Source organism: Microbacterium sp. ZW T5_45, from assembly GCF_044987415.1.
Taxonomy (GTDB): Bacteria; Actinomycetota; Actinomycetes; order Actinomycetales; family Microbacteriaceae; genus Microbacterium.
The window spans coordinates 30,837-52,833 of record NZ_JBJDRJ010000029.1 but is presented as its reverse complement, the minus strand read 5'-3'; the positions used below and the strand labels follow the sequence as shown (position 1 = coordinate 52,833).

Genomic DNA, 21,997 nt, shown 5'->3' with positions numbered 1-21,997 from the left:
CCGGCACCAGAGCCTCGGCTACACGACACCCGCCGAGACCCTGACCCGGCTCACCACACAACCCGCCGCGAACGCGGCCTGACACGAAAGGAACAGGGACCAACTCCACGACACGCGGACCACCCCACGTGAGGATCTCCTGTGCCGACGCGGTTGACCTGTTCTCGTGAGGGCAACGGCGGCGTCAGCCGAGGTGTCGAGACATGCCGCAGGGGCCGTGCATCGCGCACGGCCCCTGCGGCAGATCAGATCAGCGCTGCTCGACCCCTCGGATCTGCGGCGTGTGGAAGGCGCCTCCGAAGGCACGCTCCGATGCGCCTTCGCGATCGAGGTACGGCGATGCACCGCCGTCGATGAACGGCCAGCCGGCTCCGAGGATGAGGCACAGATCGATGTCCTCGACCTCGGGGACGACTCCCTCATCCAGCATCAGCTTGATCTCGGTCGCGAGTCCGTCCTGCACACGCTGCAGGATCGTCGCCGCGGAAGCCGGGCTCTTGCCGACCGCCGACTTGACGACCTTCTCCGCCTGCTTGGTCCAACCGGTGACGCGCCCGCCCTTGTCCTTCTCGACGACCGAGTCCAGCGCAGCGAGCTCGTGGAAGTTCTCATTCGCGTAGAAGCGGTCCGGGAACGCGTGCACCATGGTGTCCTGCACGTGAGCGGCGACCTTCCAACCGACCAGATCGATGAGCTGGAACGGCCCCATAGGCAGTCCGAGCGGAGCGAACGCCTTCTCGACATCTGCGACGGGCGTGCCCTCGTAGACCGCCCGGGCGGCCTCGCCCATGACCTTGGCCAGCAGCCGGTTCACGACGAAACCCGGCGCGTCGGCGGTGAGCACCGCGTTCTTGCCCAGTCCCTTCGCGACCACGAAGGCCGTCGACAGCGCTGCATCTGTGGTCGTCGGCGTCTTCACGATCTCGATCAGAGGCATCACAGCGACGGGGTTGAAGAAGTGGAAGCCGACCAGGCGCTCCGGGTGCGCGAGCTTCGAACCGATCTCCTCGACCGACAGCGACGACGTGTTCGTCGCGAGGATCGCGTCCTCGGCGATGATCTGCTCGATCTCGCCGAACACCTGCTGCTTGACGCCGACCTCCTCGAAGACCGCCTCGATCACGAAGTCGCAGTCGGCGTAGAGGCTCTTGTCGGTGGTCCCCGTGACGAGCGCGCGCAGCTTGTTCGCCGTGTCCGCGTCGATTCGGCCCTTCTCCTGCAGCTTGCCGATCTCCTCGTGGATGTACGCGACGCCCTTGTCGACGCGCGCCTGGTCGAGGTCGGTGATGAGCACGGGCACCTGCAGCTTGCGCACGAACAGCAGCGCGAACTGGCTGGCCATGAGACCCGCTCCGATGATGCCGACCTTGGTGACCTTCTTCGCGAGGGCCTTGTCCGGAGCGCCGACGGGGCGCTTGGCGCGCTTCTGGACGAGATCGAAAGCGTACATCGACGCCGCGAACTGGTCTCCCGTGACGAGTTCGGCGAGTGCCTCGTCTTCGCGGGCGAAGCCCTCGGCCTTCGTGCCGCTCCTGGCCTTGTCGAGCAGCTCCAGCGCCGCGTAGGGCGACTTCGGAACCGTGCCGATCTTGGACTCGAGCATGCCCCGGGCCATCTTGATCGCGATGGGCCACTTCGTCAGGCGCTCGAGTTTGCCCGGCTCGTTCTTCCGCTCGACCTTCCGGCCGCCGAGAACGGAGTCCGCCCAGGCGAGCGAGTTCTCGAGGTAGTTCGCCGCCGGGAAGATCGCGTCGAAGATGCCGAGGTCGAACGCCTGCTGCGGCTTCAGCATCCGATTCTGCTTCAACGGGTTCGAGATGACCACCTCGAGGGCGTTCTCGATGCCGATGAGGTTCGGCAGCAGGTACGCGCCGCCCCAGCCGGGGATGATACCGAGGAACACCTCGGGCAGGGCCACCGCCGCGGCCGAGGCATCGACCGTGCGATAGCTGCTGTTGAGCGCGATCTCCAGGCCGCCGCCGAGGGCCAGGCCGTTCACGAAGGCGAAGGAGGGGACTCCGAGGTCGCCCAGCTTGCCCAGGACCTTGTGGCCGAGCTGCGCGATCAGCCGCGCGTTGTCCCGGGACCCGACCTTGCTGATGTCCGAGAGGTCGGCGCCCGCCGCGAGGATGTACTGCTTGCCCGTGATGCCGACGGCCTGGATCTCTCCGGCGGCGGCGCGGGCACTGAGTGCATCCAGGGTCTCGCCGAGCGCGGTGAGCGTCGCGGGCCCGAGAGTGTTCGGTCGAGTGTGGTCGCGCCCGTTGTCGAGCGTGATGAGCGAGAGGACCTTGCCGGAGGCGAGGCGGATGTCGCGAACGGGGGAGTTCGTGATGACCTCGCCCTCGGTGAGCGCCTGGATCGGGGAGAAGTCGATGGTGTCGTAATCGGTCATCGCGGTCACTTCCTCTTTTTCCCGTCGAAGTGCGGGTTCTCCCAGATGACGGAGCCGCCCTGGCCGAGCCCGACGCACATGGCCGTGAGACCGTAGCGGACATCGGGACGCTCGGCGAACTGCGCGGCGAGCTGGATCATGAGACGGACACCGGATGCCGCGAGCGGATGCCCGAGAGCGATCGCGCCGCCCCACTGGTTGACCCGGGGGTCGTCGTCGGCGATGCCGAAGTGGTCGAGAAGCGAGATCACCTGGATCGCGAATGCCTCGTTGAGCTCGAACAGACCGATGTCATCGATCGTGAGCCCGGCCTTCTTGAGGGCCTTCTCCGTCGAGGGGATCGGTCCGATGCCCATGATCTCCGGCTGCACGCCCGCGAAGGCGAACGAGACCATGCGCATCTTCGGTGCGAGTCCGAACTCCTTCACCGCTCCGCCACCGGCGAGCAGCGACATCGTCGCACCGTCGGTGAGGGGAGACGACGTGCCGGCCGTCACGCGTCCGTGCGGGCGGAACGGCGTCTTGAGTCCAGCGAGGTCCTCCATCGTGGTCTGCGGGCGGCGACCCTCGTCCTCGGTGGCGAGGCCCCACGCGCCGTCGGCGTCCTTGATCGCGACGGACACGAGATCGGGCTGGATCTTCCCCGCGTCGTATGCGGCCTGCACCTTGTGCTGGCTCAGCATGCCGAAGCGGTCGGAGCGCTCCTTGGTGAGGTGCGGGAAACGGTCGAAGATGCGCTCGGCGGTGACGCCCATGTTCAGCGCACCCGGGTCTACCATCTTCTCCGCGACGAAGCGCGGGTTCGGATCGGCATTGCCGCCGATGGGGTGGTGGCCCATGTGCTCGACGCCGCCTGCGAGGGCGAAGTCGTACATGCCCACGCCGATCGAGGCGCCCATCGTGGTGACGCTCGTCATGGCGCCCGCGCACATGCGCTCCACCGCGAGTCCTGGCACCGTCTGCGGGAGCCCGGCCAGGATCGCCACCGACCGACCGAGGGTGAGCCCCTGGTCGCCCGTCTGAGAGGTCGCGGCGATCGCGACGTCGTCGATGCGATCGGCCGGGACCGCCGCATTGCGCTCCATGAGTCCGATGGTCGCCTTCACGGCGAGGTCATCAGCACGGGTGTTCCAGTACATGCCCTTTTCGCCGGCGCGCCCGAAGGGGGTGCGTACTCCATCGACGAAGAAGACGTCCGAGATCTCGGCCACTCTGCCTCCAAGTTAGGTGCGGTTCACTCAGTCTAGGAATGCCGCGGTACCCGGAGGAATCGGTTGGATCGAACCTACGAAGCCGTTGACGGCGTCTCGTCCGCCGTTTGCGCCGCTTCTACAAAGGCATCAGCGATCTTCTGTGCGGTCTGTGCAATCTGCCACGGTCGTGCGCCGAGAGCTGTGAGCGCCGCTGCGATCGCCTCGGCATCCGATCCAGCCGGTTCCCAGGCGACGCGCCGGAGGAAGTCGGGCGTCAGCAGGTTCTCCGTGGGCATGCCGAGCGACTCGGCGACGGCCTCGACGACGGGGCGGGCGGCCTTGAGTCGCGCATCCGCCTCGGGGTTGCGATCCGCCCACGCCCGAGGCGGGGGCAGGGCATCGCTGGGTACCCTTTCGCGCGGCAGCTCGTCGGATGCGCGGCCCTCGACGATCGCCTGCCACCAGCGGTCGATCTGTGTCCGGCTCGCGCGCCCCTGGAACTCCTTGTTGCCCGCGAGTGCGGACTTGCTCTGCGGATTCGCGAGCACTGCCGCGACGAGCGATCGATCCGGAACGAGGCGGCCGGGGGAGACGTCCTGCTCCTGGGCGAAGGCCTCGCGGGCGCGCCACAGCTCGCGGGCGACAGCGAGGTTCCGCGCGCCGCGTACCTGATGCAACCCGCTCAGACGCCGCCAGGGGTCCTCTCGCGGGGGCTTCGGCGCTCGGGCGAGAGTGGCCGCGAACTCCTCGGCGGCGAACTCGCTCTTCCCCTGCTCGGCCAGCTCGGCGATGAGGACGTCCTCGACATCGATCAGGTGCAGCACGTCGAGCGCGGCGTACTCGAGCCACGCCGCCGGGAGCGGGCGGGTCGACCAATCGGCCGCCGAGTGCTCCTTCTTCAGCACGATGCCGAGGGTGTCTTCGACGACGGCGCCGAGACCGACGCGCTCGTGACCGAGCAGTCGGGACGCGAGTTCGGTGTCGAAGATCGTCGCGGGCTCGAGCCCGAGTTCGCGCAGCGATGGCAGATCCTGGCTGGCCGCGTGAAAGACCCACTCGGCATCACCGATCGCATCCTGGAGCGGCGAGAAGTCGCCGATCGCCGGGGGATCGAAGAGGAAGACACCGGCACCGCGGCGGAACACCTGCACCAGATAGGCGCGCTGCGAGTAGCGGAATCCGGAGGCACGCTCCACGTCGACGGCCACCGGGCCGGTGCCCTCGGAGAGTGCGACGCAGGCCTCGAGGAACTCCTCGGTCTCCGAGATCACGGCGTAGTCAGTCACGTGCCACCTTTCGCGCCCCGATGACGGCGATGCCTTCGGAGCCGGGCGGAAGTCCCGCCAGCATTCCGACCAGTTCAGCCCATGCTTCGACGTGCGGTCGGAACGGGCCCTCTGGCGTCCAGGACGCACGCAATTCTATCTGTGCGCCGTCGCCTTCGAGGGAGAGGCCGCCGAATCCCTTCGACAGTGTCGTCGTCGAGGTGCCGGACGCGGAGTGATAGCCCGCATGGTGGGTGTCGAGGGCATCGACGAGCCAGGACCAGGTCACGTCCGCGAGGAGCGGATCGGTGCCGATCTCGTGCTCGAGCGGTGCCTGTGCGAACAGCACGATCCGCCACGAGCCGTTCCACGCCGCCGGCTCATCGGGATCGTGCAGCAGGACGAAACGCCCCGTGCCGTAGATCGAGTCACCGTGCTCGTCGGGGCGCACATCGGCGGCCAGCGCGATCGCGAAGGGAGCCAGCCCCTGGGGCGTGCCGATCTCGCGCACCACGATGTCCGAGCGGAAAGACGTGTCGCGCAGTTCCGCCACGGCGGCGTCGAATTCGGTCCCGGCATCGGGCTGTACGGTCACGGTGACAGGCTAGAGTCAGGAGGCGATGAAGAGTCTCAGGCACGCCGTTGCACTCATTGTCCCCGCTGTCCTCGCGATCGGCGCGGCCGCCGCCCTGCTCGTGTTCGGTACCGCCCGCCGGGTGGTCACGCCGGGACGCCGCGCCGTCGACACGGTGATCAAAGCCGTCGACACGGGAGCCCAGACCATCGAGCTCCAGCGGACGGCCGACACCGAGTTGCCGGGCCGATACGGCCTGTTCACCACCGGCACATACGGCTACGTCAAGCTCGGCGCGGTGCTCAGCGCAGACGCGACGACGGTGCGGCGCAAGCTGCTGACGCAGATCGAGCCGGGCGCGGACATCGGCGGCGGCGCATCATTCAGCGGCTGGTACTACGCAGCGCCGAGCGAGTTGCACCTGCGATGGGAGAGCGTCCTCATCGGCTCTCCTGCGGGGCCCTGCCCGGCGTGGTTCTTCCCCGGCGCCTCCCGCACGTGGGTCGTCCAGATCCACGGACGCGGCACCATGCGCGCTGAGTGTCTTCGCGCAGTGCCCGTGCTGCATGCGGCCGGCCTGCCGAACCTCGTCGTGTCCTATCGTAACGATGGCGAGGCACCGCGCACGCGGTCGGGCGCCTATGCCCTCGGCGCGTCGGAATGGCGCGACATCGACGCGGCGATCTCCTACGCGCTCCGGCACGGGGCGGAGCAGATCGTTCTGATGGGCTGGTCGATGGGCGGTGCGGTCGCGCTGCAGACCGCGGTGAACTCGGCGAATCGTGACCGCATCGCCGGTCTCGTGCTCGAGTCGCCTGTGGTCGACTGGCGCACCGTCCTACGATTCCAGGCCAGGGAATCGGGACTCCGCGCGCCGTTGCCCGACCTCGCGATGGGAGCACTGCAGCGACCGTTGACCGCTCGACTGAGCGGCGCAGACGCCGCCATCTCGTTCGACCGCCTCGACATGGTCGCGCGCGCCGAGGAGCTGTCCGCTCCGATCCTCATCCTGCACAGCGACGACGACGGCTTTGTGCCGGCCGATGCCTCGCACGCGCTGCAGGCGGCGCGGCCCGATCTCGTCACGATGCCGGCCTTCCGGGTCGCTCGGCACACGAAGCTCTGGAACTACGACGAGGCGGCATGGTCGTCGGCGATCACCGACTGGCTGCGGGAGCAGGGGCTCAGCGCTTCTGCCTGACCTGGTTCTTCGCCCGCATCAGCATCCCGGTCATCCCGCCGATGCGCAACGGCGAGACCGCCCGAGTCAGCCCGATGGACTGCGGATAGTCGTTCGGGATCGCGAGGACCTCGTCGGGCGTCAGACCGCTGATGCCCTGCACGAGGATGCTCGCGAATCCGCGGGTCGTCGGGGCCTCGGGCGGCGCGGTCGCATGCATCGTGACCACGCCGTCCGAGACCTCGACGTAGATGTAGACGGGGGATTGGCACTCTACGACGCGCTCGCACATCTCAGGGTGCGCGGCGACCTCGGCCGAGACCTCCGGGAGCTCGTCCGCGAACTCCAGCAGGAGCAGCAGGCGGTCGGCTTCCGGCGTCTCGAGGAAGGCGTCGCGGATCTCGGCGAGGGTGTCAGGAACGTCGCTGGTGCTCATCCCTGTCATTGTCACACGCTCAGAGCGAGCCCGGCTCGGAGCCCGTGACGATCGGAACGCGCACAGCGCTGCCCCATTCGGTCCACGAGCCGTCGTAGTTGCGGACGTTCTCGAAGCCGAGCAGGTGCTTGAGCACGAACCAGGTGTGGCTCGACCGCTCGCCGATGCGGCAGTAGGCCACCACGTCGTCGCCGTCGGCCAGGCCTGCGCCGTCGCGGTAGATCGCATCGAGCTCGGCACGCGACTTGAAGCCGCCGTCCTCGGCCACCGCCTTGGCCCACGGCACGCTCTGCGCGGTGGGGATGTGTCCGGCGCGCAGCGTGCCCTCCTCGGGGTATGCGGGAGCGGTCGTACGCTCTCCGCTGTACTCCTCTGGTGAGCGCACGTCGATCAGCGGGCTGCCGATGTGCGCGAGCACGTCCTCCTTGTAGGCGCGGATGGCCGAGTCGTCGCGCTCCACGACGGGATACTCTGTGGCGGGTCGTTCGGTCTGATCGCGGGTGATCTCACGGCCCTCCGCGATCCAGCGGTCGCGACCGCCGTCGAGCAGGCGCACGTCCTCGTGACCGAAGAGCGAAAATACCCAGAGGGCGTACGCGGCCCACCAGTTGTTCTTGTCGCCGTAGATGACGACGGTGTCGTCGCGCGAGATTCCCTTGCGGCTGAGCAGTGCGGCGAAGCCCTCGCCGTCGACGTAGTCGCGCACGACCGGGTCGTTGAGCTCGGTGTGCCAGTCGACCTTGACGGCGCCGGGGATGTGTCCGGTCTCGTAGAGCAGAACGTCCTCATCGGATTCGACGACGACGAGGCCCGGCGTTCCGAGATGCGCCGCGAGCCACTCGGTGGTGACCAGACGACCGGGTTCGGCATACTCGGCGAACTTGGGGGAGGACGAATCGAACTCGATGGCCACGGGGAACTCCTCAGAGGGTGGGCGGGCGTGTGATCGTGCACCGACGGCGTAGTGTGGAGCCGTCCCTTCGACGATAGATCCCCGCAGTTCGCGTTGCGCCGGATCCGTAAGACTTCTTCACAGGAAAACGATGACTGAGACCAGCACCGGCACGGGCATCGTGCACCTCACCGAGCGTCAGCCGACCGTGACCGGGCCGGAGATGCTCGCGAGTCTCGTCCCGCCGCCCCAGTTCGACGGGGCGACGTTCGACAGCTATCGGGTGGATGCCGAGTACCCCTCTCAAGAGGAGGCGAAGCAGACCCTCATCCGCTTCGCCGGACGCGGGGCTCCGATCAAGCGCGGCGGGTTGTTCAGCCGGGCGAAGAAGGAGCCCGAGATCAAGCCGGGCGTCTACCTGGACGGCGGCTTCGGCGTCGGCAAGACCCACCTGCTCGCCTCGATCTATCACGCGATGCCCGCACGCAGGAAGTACTTCGGATCGTTCATCGAGTACACGGCGCTGGTCGGAGCACTCGGCTACAAGAACACGGTCGACCTGCTCAAGGGCGCCGATCTGCTCTGCATCGACGAGTTCGAGCTCGACGATCCGGGCGACACCATGGTGATGACCCGCCTGCTCGGGGAGCTCGTACCGACCGGCACCAAGCTCGCGGCGACCTCGAACACCCCGCCGAACGCCCTCGGCGAAGGCCGCTTCGCCGCCCAGGACTTCCTGCGCGAGATCCACGCGATGTCCGACAGCTTCCAGACCCTCCGCATCGACGGCGTCGACTTCCGTCAGCGCGCGATCGACGGTCACGCCGTGGTCTCGACGCAAGAGGAGTACGTGCGGGCCGTCGACGCCGGCGCGGGCTCGGGGGCGGCATCCGACGATGTCTTCGACGACGTCATCGCGCACCTCGCCCGCGTCCACCCCTCGCGGTACATCCGCCTCATCGCCGGTCTCGACCTGGTTGGTCTGCGCGACGTGCGTCAGCTGACCGACCAGTCGGAGGCGCTGCGTTTCGTCGCCTTCGTCGACCGCGTGTACGACGCGCAGATCCCGATCGTGGCGACGGGGCTGAGCCTGGACCAGGTCTTCGCCGAGGAGATGCTGGGCGGCGGATACCGCAAGAAGTACCTCCGCGCGATCTCCCGTCTGAACGCGCTGACGCACGCGGAACGCTGACTGCGCGTAACGCGATGTTCACACGAGAGGGCCAGCCGTAACATGCGCGCAACAAACTTCTCGAATCCCTGAAATCGGGCATGGTCACACTGAACTCACAGTTTCCCGAATGTGAGGTTTCAAACATGGACGCACCCGGTAACATCTCCTGGGCGATCACAGCGACGGCTCTCGTCCTGCTGATGACCCCGGGCGTCGCCTTCTTCTACGGCGGTCTGGTCAAGGCCAAGAGTGTCGTGAGCATGATGATGATGAGCTTCGGCTCCATCGGTCTCGTCGCCGTGCTCTGGATCCTCTTCGGCTTCTCGATGAGCGCCGTCGAGAGCCCGACCCAGTTCGCAGGCAACCCGTTCGCCGACTTCGGTCTCAGCTCGCTCGCCAGCGGCGAAGGATCGAACGTCGCACTCCTGGGTGTCGCCTACGGCGCCACCTTCGCGATCATCACGGTCGCCCTGATCTCCGGCGCGATCGCCGACCGCGCGAAGTTCGGCTCGTGGCTGATCTTCGCGGGTGTCTTCGCGACCGTCGGCTACTTCCCAGTGGCCGCATGGGTCTGGGGTGGCGGCTGGATCATGAACCTCGGCACCGCGCTGTTCGGTGAGGACAGCGGAATCGGCGTGATCGACTACGCCGGTGGTACGGCCGTGCACATCAACGCAGGTGCTGCGGCTCTGGCCCTCGCCCTGGTCCTCGGCAAGCGCATCGGCTTCCAGAAGGGCATCCTCAAGCCGCACAACGTGCCGCTCACGCTGCTCGGCGCCGCGCTGCTGTGGTTCGGCTGGTTCGGCTTCAACGCGGGTGCGGAGTGGCTCGCCGAGGACATGGGCGGCGTCGGCCTCATCGGTCTGAACACCCTCGGCGCGACGGCTGCCGCGATCCTCGGCTGGATCCTCATCGAGCGCATCAAGGACGGCAAGGCGACCTCGGTCGGAGCTGCCTCCGGTGCCGTCGCAGGTCTCGTCGCGATCACCCCGGCCTGCGCGAACCTGACGCCCGGCTGGTCGCTCCTGCTCGGTGCTCTCGCCGGTATCCTCTGCGCCCTGGCCGTCGAGCTGAAGTTCCGCCTCGGCTTCGACGACTCGCTCGACGTCGTCGGCATCCACCTCGTCGGCGGTCTGTTCGGAACCCTGTACTTGGGTCTCTTCGCCACCGGCACCGGCCTGTTCGTCGGCGGTGACTACCGCCAGCTGGTGGTCCAGGCGATCGCCGCGCTCGGTGTGCTGATCTACTCCTTCGTCGTCGCCTTCATCATCGGCTTCGCGATCGAGAAGACCATCGGCTTCCGCATCACCAGCGAGGACGAGATCGCCGGCGTCGACCAGGTCGTGCACGGCGAGGAGGGCTACGCGCTCGCAGACGCGTGATCATCGTCACCTCGTGAGGCAGTCGAACGGCGCCTCGGATCTCTGGATCCGAGGCGCCGTTCGCCGTTCCCATGGCGCCGGGCGGCTAGGGTGAGCGAGTGGCAACGGGCAACGGCATCCTCGCGGCGATCGCGGACCTCCTGATCAGGGCACTCGGCTCCCGCCGTCGAACGCCGACTCGCACGACCAGCACGCGCGGGGCATCCACCACGAGCACGCGTCCTCGTGCGCGGTTGCGTACGGCTCCCGAGCAGTCGGCATCCGCGCCGGTTCAGACCGAGCCCGGTCGCACGACCGGCACCGAGACGGTGCGCATCGATGCCGATCGCGTCCGCGATCTCCGGATCGGCTACGAGCCGGATCGGGACGGCGCTCCGGATGCCGGCGAGATCGTGTGGACCTGGGTGCCGTACGAGGAGAACGACGGGCGCGGCAAGGACAGGCCGGTGCTCGTGATCGGTCGCCAGTCCGTCGACAGGGTGTACGTCGTGCGCCTCACGAGCAAGCCGCATGACGGCGATCGCGATTTCCTCTCGATCGGCACCGGGGCGTGGGACTCGCAGGGTAGGGAGTCCTGGGTGGACATCGAGCTCCTCTACAGCGTCCACGAGCACGGCCTCCGCAGAGAGGCGGCGGTCCTGGATCGACAGCGCTATGCGCGAGTCGCCACGGCGCTGGCATCCCGGTACGGCTGGACGAGCGCGGTCTGAGCGCGCACGCTCAGCGACGGCGGAGACGTACGCGGCTGAGCAGCCACGTGACGGATGCGGTGGCGAGAAGCGCTGCGAGCAGCCCGACCACCGTGGCAAGGAGCGCAGCGCCGCCGCGCTCCGGCAGCAGGAAGCCGTACGGCACCCAACCGTCGGTCGCCCCGCGTATGAGGGTCACCGCGAGCCAGAGCAGCGGGTAGGGGAGCACGATCCACAGCCGACTCCAGCGGAGTGCGGGTCGGTCGAGGACCAGTGTCCAATCGAGCACCAGCAGCGCCGGGAAGACGATGTGAAGGGTCGCGCTCACCCACGGCGGAGCGGAGCCCGTGCCCGGCACAACGATGTTGTAGATCAGGGCGACGATGATCATGCAGGCGACGGCGACGCCGCGCAGCTCGTGCAGTCGCACGGGGATCGCACGCGCCGTCATCGCGGTGACGATCAGCACGAGCGACGCGAGCAGGCTCGTGAGGTTCGTGAAGTAGCCGAAGTAGTCGAACGGGTTCGCTCCTCGGGTGGGGATCCCCGCGATGAACGTCTGGATCAGGATGCCGATCACGACGACGCCCGCGAACGCACGCCCTACCGCGATGGCCGTCTGTGCCCTGTCCGTGCGCGGAGGGGCTGTGCGCGGAACGGATCTTGAGGACGAGGTCATCGCCCGAACACCTGGCCGAACACGATCGCCAGCGTGGTGCCGACGAGGACCAGGACTCCGAGCGGGATCCCGACCGCGAGCCAGACGTACCAGGGGACACGCCTCTCCAGACGCCTGCCGGACTCGAACACGAGAGCGGGCGCGGGGGAGCGATCGTCGAGGTAGCGCGCCGTACGGTCCCAGGATTTCGCACCCACGCTTGCCCGGATCTCGGCGAAACGACGCCAGGTGCGCTCGTCGAGCAGGTCGAAGCCGCCGGGACGGTAGACGATCAGACGGTCGTCGCGGATCTCGACGTCGAGGTCGCCGGTCTCATCGACGAGCAGGGCCATGAGGTCCGGAGTGAAGACGTAGAGCCCATCGGGTCCGTATCCCTCGGGAACGTACAGACGGAAGTGCGAATCGAAATCGCCCTCGAGGGACATGCGCTGGGAGGCCTGGGGACGGTGCTGAAGACTCGAGAGCGCTCCGCGATCGTTCCTGCGCGCGTCGAGGATGATGTGCGGCATCCGTCGGGGGAGCCGGATGGCGAGATAGCCGAGATCCAGGCTTCGTCGCGGCGTGCTCACGGACACGGTCTTTGTCAGGGTCCAGCCGCCTCGCTGCTCGACGGAGCTCGCGCGACGGTCTCCACCCGTGATGCGGCCCGCCTCCCAGTCCGGGCCGAACACCTGGTCGCGGGCCACGCCGGACGTCGCCTGCTCCCACAGACTCTCGCCGAGCGCGGGTGGCACGCCCTCCGGCGAGTACGACCATCCGTTCGCCGCAGCGAACCCCGGAAGGTCGTGTCGGACGAGGTGCTCGGCTCCCGGATGCATGCGCCTCAGTATTCCATTCCGCCGCGTCCCATCCGATCGACCGCGCGGTCCGAACAATCCATGAGTCGCCCCGTGCGATGAACCCCCAAGGAGGAATCATGCGCTTCATCCCCACCAAGGTCCACGGCGTGCTGGACTACATCGTCGGAATCGCGCTGATCGCGGCGCCCTGGCTGTTCGGCTTCGCGGATCTGGGCGGCGCTCCGGTGATCATCCCCATCGTCCTCGGAGTCGGTCTGATCGTCTACAGCCTCTTCACGAAGTACGAGTGGGGTCCGTTCGGGTTCATCCCGATGCCCGTCCATCTCGTGTTCGACATCGTCGCGAGCCTGTTCCTCGCACTCTCGCCGTGGCTGTTCGGCTTCTCCTCGGAGGCACCGAACGTCTGGGTGCCTCACGTGGTCGTGGGCATCGCCGTGATCGTCGTCGTGCTGTTCTCGAAGCCGCAGCCGGCGAGCCTGCCGCGAGACGCCCGAGTCTGACGCGCGCAGTCGCGGCTCCCCTCCGTCCCTACCGGAGGGGAGCCGTCGTGCGTCAGCGGCCCGGGTCAGGGACGTCGTGCGTCAGGCGAGCCAGATGCGTTCGATGTCGACATCCCTGCCCAGAATTCGGCTCGCCGCACGGTGCCCCGACCGGAGAGCAGCGGTCACCGTCGCCGGGTCATCGGTCCAGGTGGCTTCGCCGGCGATGTGGAGAATACCGTCGACCGGTTCGGCGAGCTCGTCGTGGTCGGACGTCGCCGAACCGAGAGTCATGTAGGCGTACGCCCCGTGTGCGAACGGGTCGTCCTGCCACGCGGTGCGATGCACCCCGGTCGGCGACGGGACGCCGTCGCCGAAGAGGCGGCGGAGCTGGACCAGTACGGACTCGGCCACCTGTTCATCGGACCAGGTCCTGGTGCTCCGGGCCGCAGGCCCGGCGGCGAACGTCAGCAGAACGGGCTCACCGTGCAGGTCGGTCAGGTCGTACCAGGAGTGCCACCAATGCCCCTCGGGCCCCTGCTGCCGGATCGCGTAGACGCCGCCATCCCAGAATCGTTCGGGAAAGCGCAGGAAGACCTTCTCGAAGGCGTTCATGCGCAGACGCGCGAGCGCGCCGGCCTGCGGCTGCGGGAGGGGCGGATGGATCGTGAACGCGTCCGACTGCAGCACTCCCACCGGAACAGTCACTACGACGGCATCCGCCCGGACGAGTCCGCGCCCGCTCGTCACGGTCACCGCGCCGGCCGACCGGTCGACGCGCACCACCTCGTGCTGGAGCCGGATGTCGAGCTCCGAAGCCAGATGCTGAGGCAGGACGTCGTAGCCGTCGGGGAAGACCACCTCGTCGCCGTCGATCGAGTCGTCGTCGAGGCCGTGCGCGGCGAGGTCCTCTATCCACGCGCCGTACTGCTCCTCCGAGCGGTGTTCGAGGTACTCCCTCACCCGCTGGGTCCGTTCCGCGTCCCAGCCCTGAGCGGCCAGCGCGACCTCCGTCGCGTCCCGGTACGACGCGTCGTCGGCCGAGTCGCCGATCGCAGCAACGAGCGCCGCGTCGACCGCATGCACGTCGGCCGCGAACGCCTGCGCATCGGCATCCGAGAGGCGGACGCCGTCAGGGGAGTAGTACGCGATGGGGCGGCTGTCGACCTGATATCCGCCCACGGTGAACTCGTGCATGCGCATTCCGAACGCGCGGGCGGCGTGTGCGACGGGGCTGTCGACGATGCCGTGGATCCAGGATGCGCCGAGATCCGTCGTGCGACCATCGCTGCGATCGGTCACGACCCGTCCGCCGATGCGGTCGCGTGCTTCGAGCACGACGACGCTCTGGCCGGCGTCCTTCAGCAGCCGAGCCGCGACGAGACCCGAGACCCCTGCTCCGACGATGATCGTGTCGAATGACTCGATGCCGTGCTCGTTCGACTCCATGCTGCATCCGTTCCGCCGCGCTCCCATGCGTCGACACCTGTTTGACGCTAGCGCCGGCACGCTCTCCGCGCCATCCGGACGACGGATGTGAGAGGGAATCCATCCCCTCTCACATCCGGGCGGTCAGTCCGCCCGCACCAGGATCTTCGCGCCGGCGCCGCCGCGGAGCATGTGGATCGCATCCACGACACCCTCGAGCGGCATCTCCTCCACCCAGCCGGTGGTGTCGTAGGCGCCGCGCGACATCGCCTCGATGACCGCGTCGAAGTCCTCCGGCAGGTAGGCGAGCGCTCCGGCGATGTCGGTCTCCGCCATCACCAACTGCGTCGGAAGGAACTGCATCGGTCGCTCGTGGATCGCGACGACGACCACCCGGCCGCCCGGGACGAGGCTTGCGAGAGCGGATGTCACCGCGGGGCCTGCGCCGGCGGCGTCGAAGGCCACATCGACGCCGTCGCCACCGCTGATCGCCGAGACCGCCGCCGAGAGATCCTCGTTCACAGGATCGACGACCTCGGCACCGAGCGCCGCGATGATCGCACGGCGGTCCGCGCTGGGCTCGGACACGAGGACGTTCTCGACGCCGCGGGCCTTGAGTGCGAACCACACGCCGATACCGATCGGTCCTGCGCCCGCGATCAGCGCCGAGCCGCCCGCCTCGACGCCGCTGCGGGACACCGCGTGCCAGGCGACCGACATCGGCTCGACGAGCGCGCCCATGCGGAGGTCGACGCTCTCCGGGAGCACGTGCAGCTTCGAGGCGTCGACCGTGGTGAACTCCGCCATGCCGCCGCCATCGGACGAGAGGCCGTGGAAGCCGATCTTCTGGCAGACGTTGTACAGCCCGCGGCGGCAGGCGGGGCACTCACCGCAGTAGTAGATCGGCCAGACGGCGACGCGATCGCCTATGGACACCCCTTCGACGCCGTCGCCGAGCTCGACCACCGTGCCGGAGAACTCGTGCCCCAGGATCTGCGGAAGGGTCGACCCCGTCACCGGGTGCGGATGCTCGAAGTCGAGGCCCGCGGCCTCGGGGCTGTAGTACACGTGCAGGTCGGATCCGCAGATGCCGGCGAAGGCGTTGCGGAGCTTGACCTGACCCGGGCGCGGACTCGGCTCGGGAACCTCTTCGATGCGAAGGTCCTCCTGAGTGTGGAACACTGCGGCCTTCATCGTTCTCTCTCCATTCCGGCGGCTGTCAGCGCAGCCACCACTCCGGTGACGCCGCGAGGATCAACCTCACGGCACGTTCGACATCCCGATCTCCGCTGCGCAGCCATTCCTCGATGGCACCGACCGTCCCCGCTGCGGCGTAGGAGACGGCCAGGCGCATCGCGGCGGGGTCGCCCGCGAAGACCTCGGGCACGATACGCGGGTGCAGCTCGGCCCACAGCGCCAGCCCTGAACTGATCGATCGCTCGAGGTTGCTGCGCAGGGGAGCGGCGAGCAGCGGATGCATGGCTCCGCGGTAGACGTCCGCGCGACGGGCGACATGCTCGAGCAGTGCCCGTTCGCCCTCGCCGATCGCCGCGGCGCTCGGAAGCATCTCCATCGTCTCGGCGATTTCGGCGGACAGGGCATCCGCGAGCAGATCGATCGGGTTGTCCGCGTGCCGGTAGAAGGTGTCGCGGGTGACTCCCGCTTCGGTGCAGATCGCGGAGGCGGTGACGTCGGCGATCGGGGTGCGGCTCGCCAGCGCGAGGACCGCCTGCCGAAGGCTCTCTCGTGAGCGTCGCGACCGTGCGTCCATGCGAACAGACTATCCGACAACTGTCAGATAACGGGTAGGGTTCCTCGGAGACGCCGCCATCGTGGGCGGCGCGGAAAGGCAGAGATGACAGAGTTCCAGAACAGCGTCGCCGTCGTCACCGGTGGAGTGTCGGGCATCGGCGCGGCGATCACTCGCCGGCTCGTCGATCGGGGCGCGAAGGTCTTCGTCGCCGACATCAACGCGGATGCCGTGGCCGCGGCATCCGCCACGTTCGGTGAGAACGTCGCGGGGCTCCGCACCGACGTCACGGATGAGGCATCCATGGAGGCGCTGTTCGCGGCGGCGGTCGAGCGCTTCGGATCGATCGATGCGGTCTACAACGTCGCCGGTGGGTCGAAGCCCGGTCGTGTGGTCGACATGGATCTCGCGACCTGGGACTTCAACATCAAGCTCAACCTGTACGGCGCGTTCCTCGGCACCAAGCTCGGTGCGGCGCACTTCCTCGCCGAGGGCAAGCCGGGCGCGATCGTCAACATCGCCTCGCTGAACTCGCAGGTGCCGATGCACTTCGGTGCGGGATACTCGGCGGCGAAGGCGGGCGTCGTCATGCTGACGAAGAACGCCGCCCTCGAGTTGGGGGAGCAGGGCATCCGAGTCAACGCGGTCTCGCCAGGTCTCGTCGCGACGCCGCTCACCGGCGGTCTGCTCGCAGCCCCCGGCGTGATGGAGTCGTACCTCGAGCGGATCCCGGCGAAGCGCCCCGCCGATCCCGACGAGATCGCCGGGGTCGCGTTGTTCCTCGCCTCGAAGGACGCGTCGTACGTCAACGGTGAGAACATCGTCGTCGACGGCGCCTGGGCGGCGACGGGTTACCCGGATCTGCGCCCCTTCATGGGCTGACCGGGCGTCCACCTCAGCTCAGCGCGGCACAACCAGCGGCGTGCCGGCGTGCGGGTCGGGGATCACGGAGCACTCAAGCCCGAAGACCTCCTCGACCCGCTGCGCCGTCACGATCTCGGCCGGTTCGCCGGACGCGACGACCCGGCCGTCGCGCATCATGATGATGTGGTCGGCGAACCGGGCCGCCTGGTTCAGATCGTGGAGCACGGCGACCACGGTGCGTCCTTCGTCGTGCAGGCGATGGAACAGCCGGAGCAGATCGTACTGGTGCGCGATGTCGAGGAACGTCGTCGGCTCGTCCAGCAGCATCGTCGGTGACTCCTGGGCGAGCAACATGGCCACCCAGACGCGCTGACGCTGGCCGCCCGAGAGCTCATCGACCAGGCGTCCGGCAAGATCGGTCGTCCCCGTCGCGGCGAGCGCCGACGCCACCGCCTCCTGATCGGTGCGCGACCACTGGCGCAGGATGCTCTGATGCGGATGCCGCCCGCGGGCGACGAGATCGGAGACCCGGATGCCGTCGGGTGCGATGGATGTCTGCGGCAGCAGACCGAGCTGTCGCGCGATCTCCTTGGTCGGCAACTCCGAGATGGCCCGTCCGTCCAGCAGGACTTGTCCGGCGCTCGGCTTCAGCAGACGGGCGAAGGCGCGCAGCAGCGTCGACTTGCCGCACGCGTTCGGCCCGACGATCACAGTGAAGGAACCCATGGGGATCTCGACGTCGAGGTGTTCTGAGACCGTGCGTCCGTCGTAGCCGATCGTGATGTCCTCGGCTCTGAGCCGTGTCTGGGTGAGCGTCGCAGTGGTCATCGGCGTCTCGCTTCCTGGATGAGCAGCCAGATCAGGTACACGCCGCCGAGGCAGACGGTGACCAGGCCGACGGGGATCTGGGTCGGGGCGAACAGTCGCTGGGCCAGCACATCGCTGGAGACGAGGAGAAGTGCTCCGATCGCCGCGGACGCGGTGAGGGTGACGCTCGCCGATCCCGTGAGGCGCCGGGCGACCTGCGGCGCCGCGAGCGAGATGAACGCGATCGGGCCGGCCATGGCCGTCACGACCGCGGTGAGCCCGACCCCGAGGATCACGAGGGAGAGGCGGAGGCCTCCCGTGCGCACACCGAGTGCGGCCGAGGCATCGTCGCCGAGCTCCAGCAGATGCATCCGATCGGCGAGCATGGCCACGGCGATCGTGAGGGGAACGATCACGCACGCGGCAACCCCCACCTGCTCTGCGGTGATCAGGTTGAGAGAGCCGGCGCCCCATGCACTCGCCAACAGAGCGACATTGAGATCGGCATTGAGGATTATCCAGGTGTTCACGGAGGCGAGCATTGAGGCGACGCCGATGCCGACGATGATCAGCCGGAACCCGGTGAACCCGCGACGGAATGCGAGCAGGTAGACGACCAGTGCAGTGACCGCTCCGCCGATGAGCGCCGCCGCTGCGGTGGAGGCGACGCTCACTCCGACCGTGGTGATGACCAGCAGCGCACCCGTGTAGGCACCGGCATCGAAGCCGATGACATCGGGGCTGCCGAGCGGGTTGCGCGTGAGCGACTGGAAGATCGCGCCGCCGATGCCCAGGGCCAGTCCGAACAGGAGTCCCCCGAGCACCCGTGGCAGTCGCCACTCGATGATCACCAGTTCGGCGCGAGGCTCGCCGAGTCCGAAGAGGGTAGCGAGGACCTCTCCCGGGGTGAAGGTCGCATCGCCGATGGTGAGCGCGAACACGCCGACGGCGAGAGCGGCGGTGAGCGCACAGGCGGCGACGAGTGTCGGACGGACGCCGATACGGCGAGAGAACGTCGCGGTCTGCACGGTCCACGTGCGTCGTCCTGCATCGACCTCCGAAAGCGCGCTCGCGACGTTCACAGCCCGCTCGCCTTGCGTCGGCGCACGAGGGCGATGAGGACGGGGGCGCCGATGATCGCCGTCACGACCGACACCGGCATCTCGCCCGTGCGCAGGACGAGGCGGCCGACGACGTCGGCGGTGAGCAACAGGAGCGGCGCCGCAAACAGGGTGCCGAGGAGGATCCAGCCCTGGTGAGGTCCCACGAACCATCGGACGGCGTGCGGAACCATGAGCCCGACGAAGGCGATCGGTCCCGCGGCCGCGGTGGCGGCTCCGCAGAGCAGCGTGACCGCGACGATGGACAGCACGCGGGTCAGTGCGACCCGGGACCCGAGGGCGGTCGCGAGGTCGTCGCCCAGGGCCAGAGCATTGAGCGATGGAGCGAGACAGAACGCGAGGGCAAGCCCGACGCCGATGAACGGGAGCACCGAGAAGACGTCGGGGGTCAGCGAGGTCAAAGAGCCGGCGTTCCACGATCGCATCGTCTGGAAGGTTTGGGGGTTCAGCAGTCCGATGGCGGCCACGACGCCGCCCATGACGGCACCGAGCGCGACGCCGGAGAGCGTCATCCGCATCGGGTCGGGGGCGGTGCGCCCCGCGGAGCCGATCAGATAGACGAGCACGGTCGCGGCGACCGCGCCGGCGAAAGAGAACCAGATGTACCCGCCGACCGAGGTCAGGCCGAAGAAGGTGACGCCGATGGTCACGCCGAGGCTCGCGCCGGCGTTCACACCGAGAATGCCGGGGTCGGCGAGCGGGTTCCGGGTGAAGCCCTGAATGAGCGCGCCGGCGATGCCGAGCGCGGCACCGACAGCGAGGGCGACGTATGTCCGTGGGATGCGCATCCCCTGCACGATCGCGCCGGGGTCGCCGGCTCCGGTGGTGAGTCCTGCCCAGACCTCGTCGATGCCGATGCGCTGGGACCCGAGGAACACGCTGGCCACGGACGCGACGGCCAAAGCGGAGGCGAGGCACACGACGACCAGGCCCCGGCGCACCGCCGAGACCTGGACCGTCGCCTCCGTCGAGGCGGGGGAGACGACTGTGGTCACAGGCCGAGTTTCTCCAGCTCGGCCTCGTACTCGTCGACGATCTCCTCCTCGGAACGCGACTCGTCGTCCCACATCGCCATGAGACGCGCGTGCACGCTCTCGTCCAATGAGTCGTACTTCTCACGCCATGCTTCGGCATTCTCCGTCCAGTACCCGATCACCTTGTAGGCGGATGCCGGGAGTCCGAGTTCCTTGCGCAGGACCTTGCGCACACCGCGTGTGGCCTTCGTCTCGCCGGCGACCCACACGTACCCAGAGCCCGAAGGCAGCTCCGACGCCCGCAGGATCTCCTCGATGCGGGTCGGCGCGTGTCCGTTGCCGCCGTGCACCCAGTGCAGTTCGACGCCGTCCGGGTGAGCGATGCGGAGCTCGTCCTCGGCAGATGCGACCTCGATGACGACGCGGGTTCGCACGCCCGCCGGTGCATTCTCGGCGAGACGGGCGGCGGCGGGCAATCCGGTCGCGTCCGCGATGAGCAGCTGCCAGCCGATGTCGGCAGGCGGGTCATAGAGCGCCTTCGGCGTGTTCACTCCCAGGACGTCACCGGGTGCCGCCCGCAGCGCCCAGGCGGCGGCGACCCCGCCGTCGTGCACGACGAAGTCGATGGTGAGTTCCTGCGCCGCAGCATCCCACCCCCGCACGGTGTACGTGCGCATCGTGGCGGGCTCGATCCCCTCGGGGAAGTCCCAGTACCCGTTGTCGGTCGGGAACGGGAGGTTCGGCTCGGTCTGCCCGTCGAGCGGGAAGAACACCCGGAGGTACTCGTCACCGACACCGCTCGAGACGAAGCCTTCGAGTCCGTCGCCGTCGAAGACCACCCGGACCATGCCGGGACTCAGTCGTTCGACGCGGCTCACGACGACACGGTGGACGAGGTTGACGGTCATCCGAGAAGCGCCTTCTCGACCACGGTGAGGAACGCGTCCTGGCCGCTGGGGGAGCCGTAGATCATCTCGTAGTTGTACGGGAAGTACTGCTTGTCCTTGACGAACGAGAGGTTCTGCCAGAGGGGGTTCTGCTGCAGCGACTCCTCGTCCTCGACCCACACTGTGCCACTCTCGTCGACGCCGGTGAAGAGCACGTCGATGCCGTCCATCTGACCGAGCTGCTCCGGGCTGAGTTCGGCGTACTCGTCGCTCGCCGGCAGTCCCTCTTCTGTGGCGTTCATCAGCGGGGCCATCTCGAGTCCGAGATCGGCGAACACGAGGCACGGCACTCCGTAGCAGGAGGTCGTGACCTGGCCGTCCCAGTATCCGGAGTCGGCGACGACCGGGTGGATGTCGGCGGCATCGAGACGGGCCTTGATGTCCACGATGCGGGCCTCGTACTGATCGACCCACTCCTGCCACTCGTCTTCGCGGCCGAGGTCGCTCGCCATCTGCCCGGCGACGACGCGCCAATCGCCGCCGTCGAACGCGTTGTACGTGTAGGTCGGGGCGATCTTCTGCAGCTGGCCGTCGAGGTCCTTCTCGTAGCCGAGGCCGTTGAGGATGAAGTCCGGCTCTGCCTCGAGGACGGCCTCGAGGTTGAACTCGGGGAAGTTGCCGAACGTGTCGAGTCCTTCGAGCTCCTCCTGCGGGAAGAAGTCCGGGAAGGTCGTGAAGTCGTCACGGATCGGCTGGGTGCCGGCGAGGTCGAAGCCGAGTGTGATGAGCAGATCGAGGTCGGTCGTGTAGAAGCCGAGTGCGGACTGCGGCTCGACGGGCATCATGATCTCGGCGCCGGTGGGTGTCGTCAGCTCGACGGTCTCTGCACTGCCTCCTGAACCGGATGCCGAGGCGCCGGCGCAAGAGGTGAGCAGGAGTCCGGACGCGATGAACGCGACGACGAAGAGGGGCTTGGTGCGCATGAGGAGGGTCTTCCAGTGGGATGACGGGACAGTCAGGAACCAGTC

22 protein-coding genes are annotated in these 21,997 nt (G+C 68.1%); 6 read left to right on the top strand and 16 right to left on the bottom strand.

Features of this window, described 5'->3' with window-relative positions:
• Positions 1-250: 250 nt before the first annotated feature.
• The 4 genes from ACI3KS_RS14375 to ACI3KS_RS14360 form a co-directional block, all read right to left on the bottom strand.
• The gene (locus tag ACI3KS_RS14375; protein ID WP_404919223.1) at positions 251-2,395 is read right to left on the bottom strand and encodes a 3-hydroxyacyl-CoA dehydrogenase NAD-binding domain-containing protein; all 2,145 of its coding nucleotides are present in this window, start codon (positions 2,393-2,395) and stop codon (positions 251-253) included.
• 5 nt (positions 2,396-2,400) lie between these two features.
• Positions 2,401-3,606 carry a thiolase family protein gene (locus tag ACI3KS_RS14370; RefSeq protein ID WP_404919222.1) on the bottom strand — a complete coding sequence of 402 codons (1,206 nt, stop codon included), beginning with the start codon at positions 3,604-3,606 and terminating at the stop codon, positions 2,401-2,403.
• Positions 3,607-3,680: 74 nt separating this feature from the next.
• Positions 3,681-4,874: a ribonuclease D gene (locus ACI3KS_RS14365; protein ID WP_404919221.1), complete on the bottom strand. Its 1,194-nt coding sequence runs from the start codon at positions 4,872-4,874 to the stop codon at positions 3,681-3,683.
• Positions 4,867-5,448 (bottom strand): DUF3000 domain-containing protein, encoded by a 582-nt coding sequence (locus ACI3KS_RS14360; protein WP_404919220.1) that lies wholly within the window; start codon positions 5,446-5,448, stop codon positions 4,867-4,869. Before ACI3KS_RS14360 ends, ACI3KS_RS14365 begins: the two co-directional genes overlap by 8 nt.
• A gap of 25 nt (positions 5,449-5,473) precedes the next feature.
• Here ACI3KS_RS14360 and ACI3KS_RS14355 point away from each other — a divergent pair, with 25 nt between their 5' ends.
• Positions 5,474-6,628: an alpha/beta hydrolase gene (locus ACI3KS_RS14355; RefSeq protein ID WP_404919219.1), complete on the top strand. Its 1,155-nt coding sequence runs from the start codon at positions 5,474-5,476 to the stop codon at positions 6,626-6,628.
• On the opposite strand, the gene ACI3KS_RS14350 is transcribed toward ACI3KS_RS14355, so the two are convergent.
• Together ACI3KS_RS14350 and ACI3KS_RS14345 are read right to left on the bottom strand one after the other, a co-directional pair.
• On the bottom strand, positions 6,612-7,043 hold the full coding sequence (locus ACI3KS_RS14350; RefSeq protein WP_404919218.1) for a SufE family protein: 432 nt from the start codon (positions 7,041-7,043) through the stop codon (positions 6,612-6,614). The two genes, ACI3KS_RS14355 and ACI3KS_RS14350, sit on opposite strands and share 17 nt — an antisense overlap.
• Positions 7,044-7,062: 19 nt before the next feature.
• The gene (locus ACI3KS_RS14345; protein ID WP_404919217.1) at positions 7,063-7,956 is read right to left on the bottom strand and encodes a sulfurtransferase; all 894 of its coding nucleotides are present in this window, start codon (positions 7,954-7,956) and stop codon (positions 7,063-7,065) included.
• A 130-nt stretch (positions 7,957-8,086) separates the two neighbouring features.
• On the opposite strand from ACI3KS_RS14345, the gene zapE reads away from it, so the two are divergent.
• The 3 genes from zapE to ACI3KS_RS14330 all read left to right on the top strand — a co-directional run bounded on the left by zapE (position 8,087) and on the right by ACI3KS_RS14330 (position 11,201).
• Complete coding sequence (zapE, locus tag ACI3KS_RS14340) at positions 8,087-9,127, top strand: cell division protein ZapE (protein ID WP_404919216.1); 1,041 nt, start codon at positions 8,087-8,089, stop codon at positions 9,125-9,127.
• Between the two features lie 125 nt (positions 9,128-9,252).
• Positions 9,253-10,491: an ammonium transporter gene (locus ACI3KS_RS14335; RefSeq protein ID WP_404919215.1), complete on the top strand. Its 1,239-nt coding sequence runs from the start codon at positions 9,253-9,255 to the stop codon at positions 10,489-10,491.
• A 98-nt stretch (positions 10,492-10,589) separates the two neighbouring features.
• Complete coding sequence (locus ACI3KS_RS14330) at positions 10,590-11,201, top strand: type II toxin-antitoxin system PemK/MazF family toxin (protein ID WP_404919214.1); 612 nt, start codon at positions 10,590-10,592, stop codon at positions 11,199-11,201.
• A gap of 10 nt (positions 11,202-11,211) precedes the next feature.
• Here ACI3KS_RS14330 and ACI3KS_RS14325 read toward each other — a convergent pair whose 3' ends face one another.
• Entirely contained in the window at positions 11,212-11,859 is a 648-nt protein-coding gene (locus ACI3KS_RS14325) for a Pr6Pr family membrane protein (protein WP_404919213.1), read from the bottom strand.
• Complete coding sequence (locus ACI3KS_RS14320) at positions 11,856-12,677, bottom strand: hypothetical protein (protein WP_404919212.1); 822 nt, start codon at positions 12,675-12,677, stop codon at positions 11,856-11,858. Before ACI3KS_RS14320 ends, ACI3KS_RS14325 begins: the two co-directional genes overlap by 4 nt.
• A 98-nt stretch (positions 12,678-12,775) precedes the next feature.
• Between ACI3KS_RS14320 and ACI3KS_RS14315 the strand changes: the two genes are divergently transcribed.
• Entirely contained in the window at positions 12,776-13,159 is a 384-nt protein-coding gene (locus ACI3KS_RS14315) for an SPW repeat protein (protein WP_404919211.1), read from the top strand.
• A gap of 81 nt (positions 13,160-13,240) precedes the next feature.
• Here the strand turns inward: ACI3KS_RS14315 and ACI3KS_RS14310 are convergent, their stop codons facing one another.
• The 3 genes from ACI3KS_RS14310 to ACI3KS_RS14300 form a co-directional block, all read right to left on the bottom strand.
• The gene (locus ACI3KS_RS14310; protein WP_404919210.1) at positions 13,241-14,587 is read right to left on the bottom strand and encodes a flavin monoamine oxidase family protein; all 1,347 of its coding nucleotides are present in this window, start codon (positions 14,585-14,587) and stop codon (positions 13,241-13,243) included.
• Between the two features lie 123 nt (positions 14,588-14,710).
• Complete coding sequence (locus tag ACI3KS_RS14305; protein WP_404919209.1) at positions 14,711-15,760, bottom strand: 2,3-butanediol dehydrogenase; 1,050 nt, start codon at positions 15,758-15,760, stop codon at positions 14,711-14,713.
• A 25-nt stretch (positions 15,761-15,785) separates the two neighbouring features.
• Positions 15,786-16,337 carry a hypothetical protein gene (locus ACI3KS_RS14300; RefSeq protein ID WP_404919208.1) on the bottom strand — a complete coding sequence of 184 codons (552 nt, stop codon included), beginning with the start codon at positions 16,335-16,337 and terminating at the stop codon, positions 15,786-15,788.
• An 84-nt stretch (positions 16,338-16,421) separates the two neighbouring features.
• On the opposite strand from ACI3KS_RS14300, the gene ACI3KS_RS14295 reads away from it, so the two are divergent.
• A complete protein-coding gene (locus ACI3KS_RS14295; RefSeq protein ID WP_404919207.1) occupies positions 16,422-17,198 on the top strand; it encodes an SDR family NAD(P)-dependent oxidoreductase in 777 nt (258 codons plus the stop codon).
• Positions 17,199-17,216: 18 nt separating this feature from the next.
• On the opposite strand, the gene ACI3KS_RS14290 is transcribed toward ACI3KS_RS14295, so the two are convergent.
• From ACI3KS_RS14290 to ACI3KS_RS14270, 5 genes are read right to left on the bottom strand one after another with little or no spacing between them, the layout of a single operon-like run.
• Positions 17,217-18,008 (bottom strand): ABC transporter ATP-binding protein, encoded by a 792-nt coding sequence (locus tag ACI3KS_RS14290; protein WP_404919206.1) that lies wholly within the window; start codon positions 18,006-18,008, stop codon positions 17,217-17,219.
• On the bottom strand, positions 18,005-19,069 hold the full coding sequence (locus ACI3KS_RS14285; protein WP_404919205.1) for a FecCD family ABC transporter permease: 1,065 nt from the start codon (positions 19,067-19,069) through the stop codon (positions 18,005-18,007). Before ACI3KS_RS14285 ends, ACI3KS_RS14290 begins: the two co-directional genes overlap by 4 nt.
• Entirely contained in the window at positions 19,066-20,103 is a 1,038-nt protein-coding gene (locus ACI3KS_RS14280) for a FecCD family ABC transporter permease (RefSeq protein ID WP_404919204.1), read from the bottom strand. The genes ACI3KS_RS14285 and ACI3KS_RS14280 overlap by 4 nt, the downstream gene beginning before the upstream one ends.
• Complete coding sequence (locus ACI3KS_RS14275; protein WP_404919203.1) at positions 20,100-20,990, bottom strand: siderophore-interacting protein; 891 nt, start codon at positions 20,988-20,990, stop codon at positions 20,100-20,102. The genes ACI3KS_RS14280 and ACI3KS_RS14275 overlap by 4 nt, the downstream gene beginning before the upstream one ends.
• Positions 20,987-21,952, bottom strand: a complete 966-nt coding sequence (locus tag ACI3KS_RS14270; RefSeq protein WP_404919202.1) for an ABC transporter substrate-binding protein — start codon at positions 21,950-21,952, stop codon at positions 20,987-20,989. The genes ACI3KS_RS14275 and ACI3KS_RS14270 overlap by 4 nt, the downstream gene beginning before the upstream one ends.
• Positions 21,953-21,997: the final 45 nt, after the last annotated feature.

What these genes read in the sequence shown, in the direction of transcription:
- ACI3KS_RS14320 (WP_404919212.1), bottom strand. Translation starts at nt 12,677, where the DNA reads ATGCATCCGGGAGCCGAGCACCTCGTCCGACACGACCTTCCGGGGTTC.
- ACI3KS_RS14300 (WP_404919208.1), bottom strand. Translation starts at nt 16,337, where the DNA reads ATGGACGCACGGTCGCGACGCTCACGAGAGAGCCTTCGGCAGGCGGTC.
- ACI3KS_RS14375 (WP_404919223.1), bottom strand. Translation starts at nt 2,395, where the DNA reads ATGACCGATTACGACACCATCGACTTCTCCCCGATCCAGGCGCTCACC.
- ACI3KS_RS14355 (WP_404919219.1), top strand. Translation starts at nt 5,474, where the DNA reads ATGAAGAGTCTCAGGCACGCCGTTGCACTCATTGTCCCCGCTGTCCTC.
- ACI3KS_RS14290 (WP_404919206.1), bottom strand. Translation starts at nt 18,008, where the DNA reads ATGACCACTGCGACGCTCACCCAGACACGGCTCAGAGCCGAGGACATC.
- ACI3KS_RS14275 (WP_404919203.1), bottom strand. Translation starts at nt 20,990, where the DNA reads ATGACCGTCAACCTCGTCCACCGTGTCGTCGTGAGCCGCGTCGAACGA.
- ACI3KS_RS14350 (WP_404919218.1), bottom strand. Translation starts at nt 7,043, where the DNA reads ATGAGCACCAGCGACGTTCCTGACACCCTCGCCGAGATCCGCGACGCC.
- ACI3KS_RS14310 (WP_404919210.1), bottom strand. Translation starts at nt 14,587, where the DNA reads ATGGAGTCGAACGAGCACGGCATCGAGTCATTCGACACGATCATCGTC.
- ACI3KS_RS14335 (WP_404919215.1), top strand. Translation starts at nt 9,253, where the DNA reads ATGGACGCACCCGGTAACATCTCCTGGGCGATCACAGCGACGGCTCTC.
- ACI3KS_RS14295 (WP_404919207.1), top strand. Translation starts at nt 16,422, where the DNA reads ATGACAGAGTTCCAGAACAGCGTCGCCGTCGTCACCGGTGGAGTGTCG.
- ACI3KS_RS14270 (WP_404919202.1), bottom strand. Translation starts at nt 21,952, where the DNA reads ATGCGCACCAAGCCCCTCTTCGTCGTCGCGTTCATCGCGTCCGGACTC.
- ACI3KS_RS14305 (WP_404919209.1), bottom strand. Translation starts at nt 15,760, where the DNA reads ATGAAGGCCGCAGTGTTCCACACTCAGGAGGACCTTCGCATCGAAGAG.
- zapE (WP_404919216.1), top strand. Translation starts at nt 8,087, where the DNA reads ATGACTGAGACCAGCACCGGCACGGGCATCGTGCACCTCACCGAGCGT.
- ACI3KS_RS14315 (WP_404919211.1), top strand. Translation starts at nt 12,776, where the DNA reads ATGCGCTTCATCCCCACCAAGGTCCACGGCGTGCTGGACTACATCGTC.
- ACI3KS_RS14325 (WP_404919213.1), bottom strand. Translation starts at nt 11,859, where the DNA reads ATGACCTCGTCCTCAAGATCCGTTCCGCGCACAGCCCCTCCGCGCACG.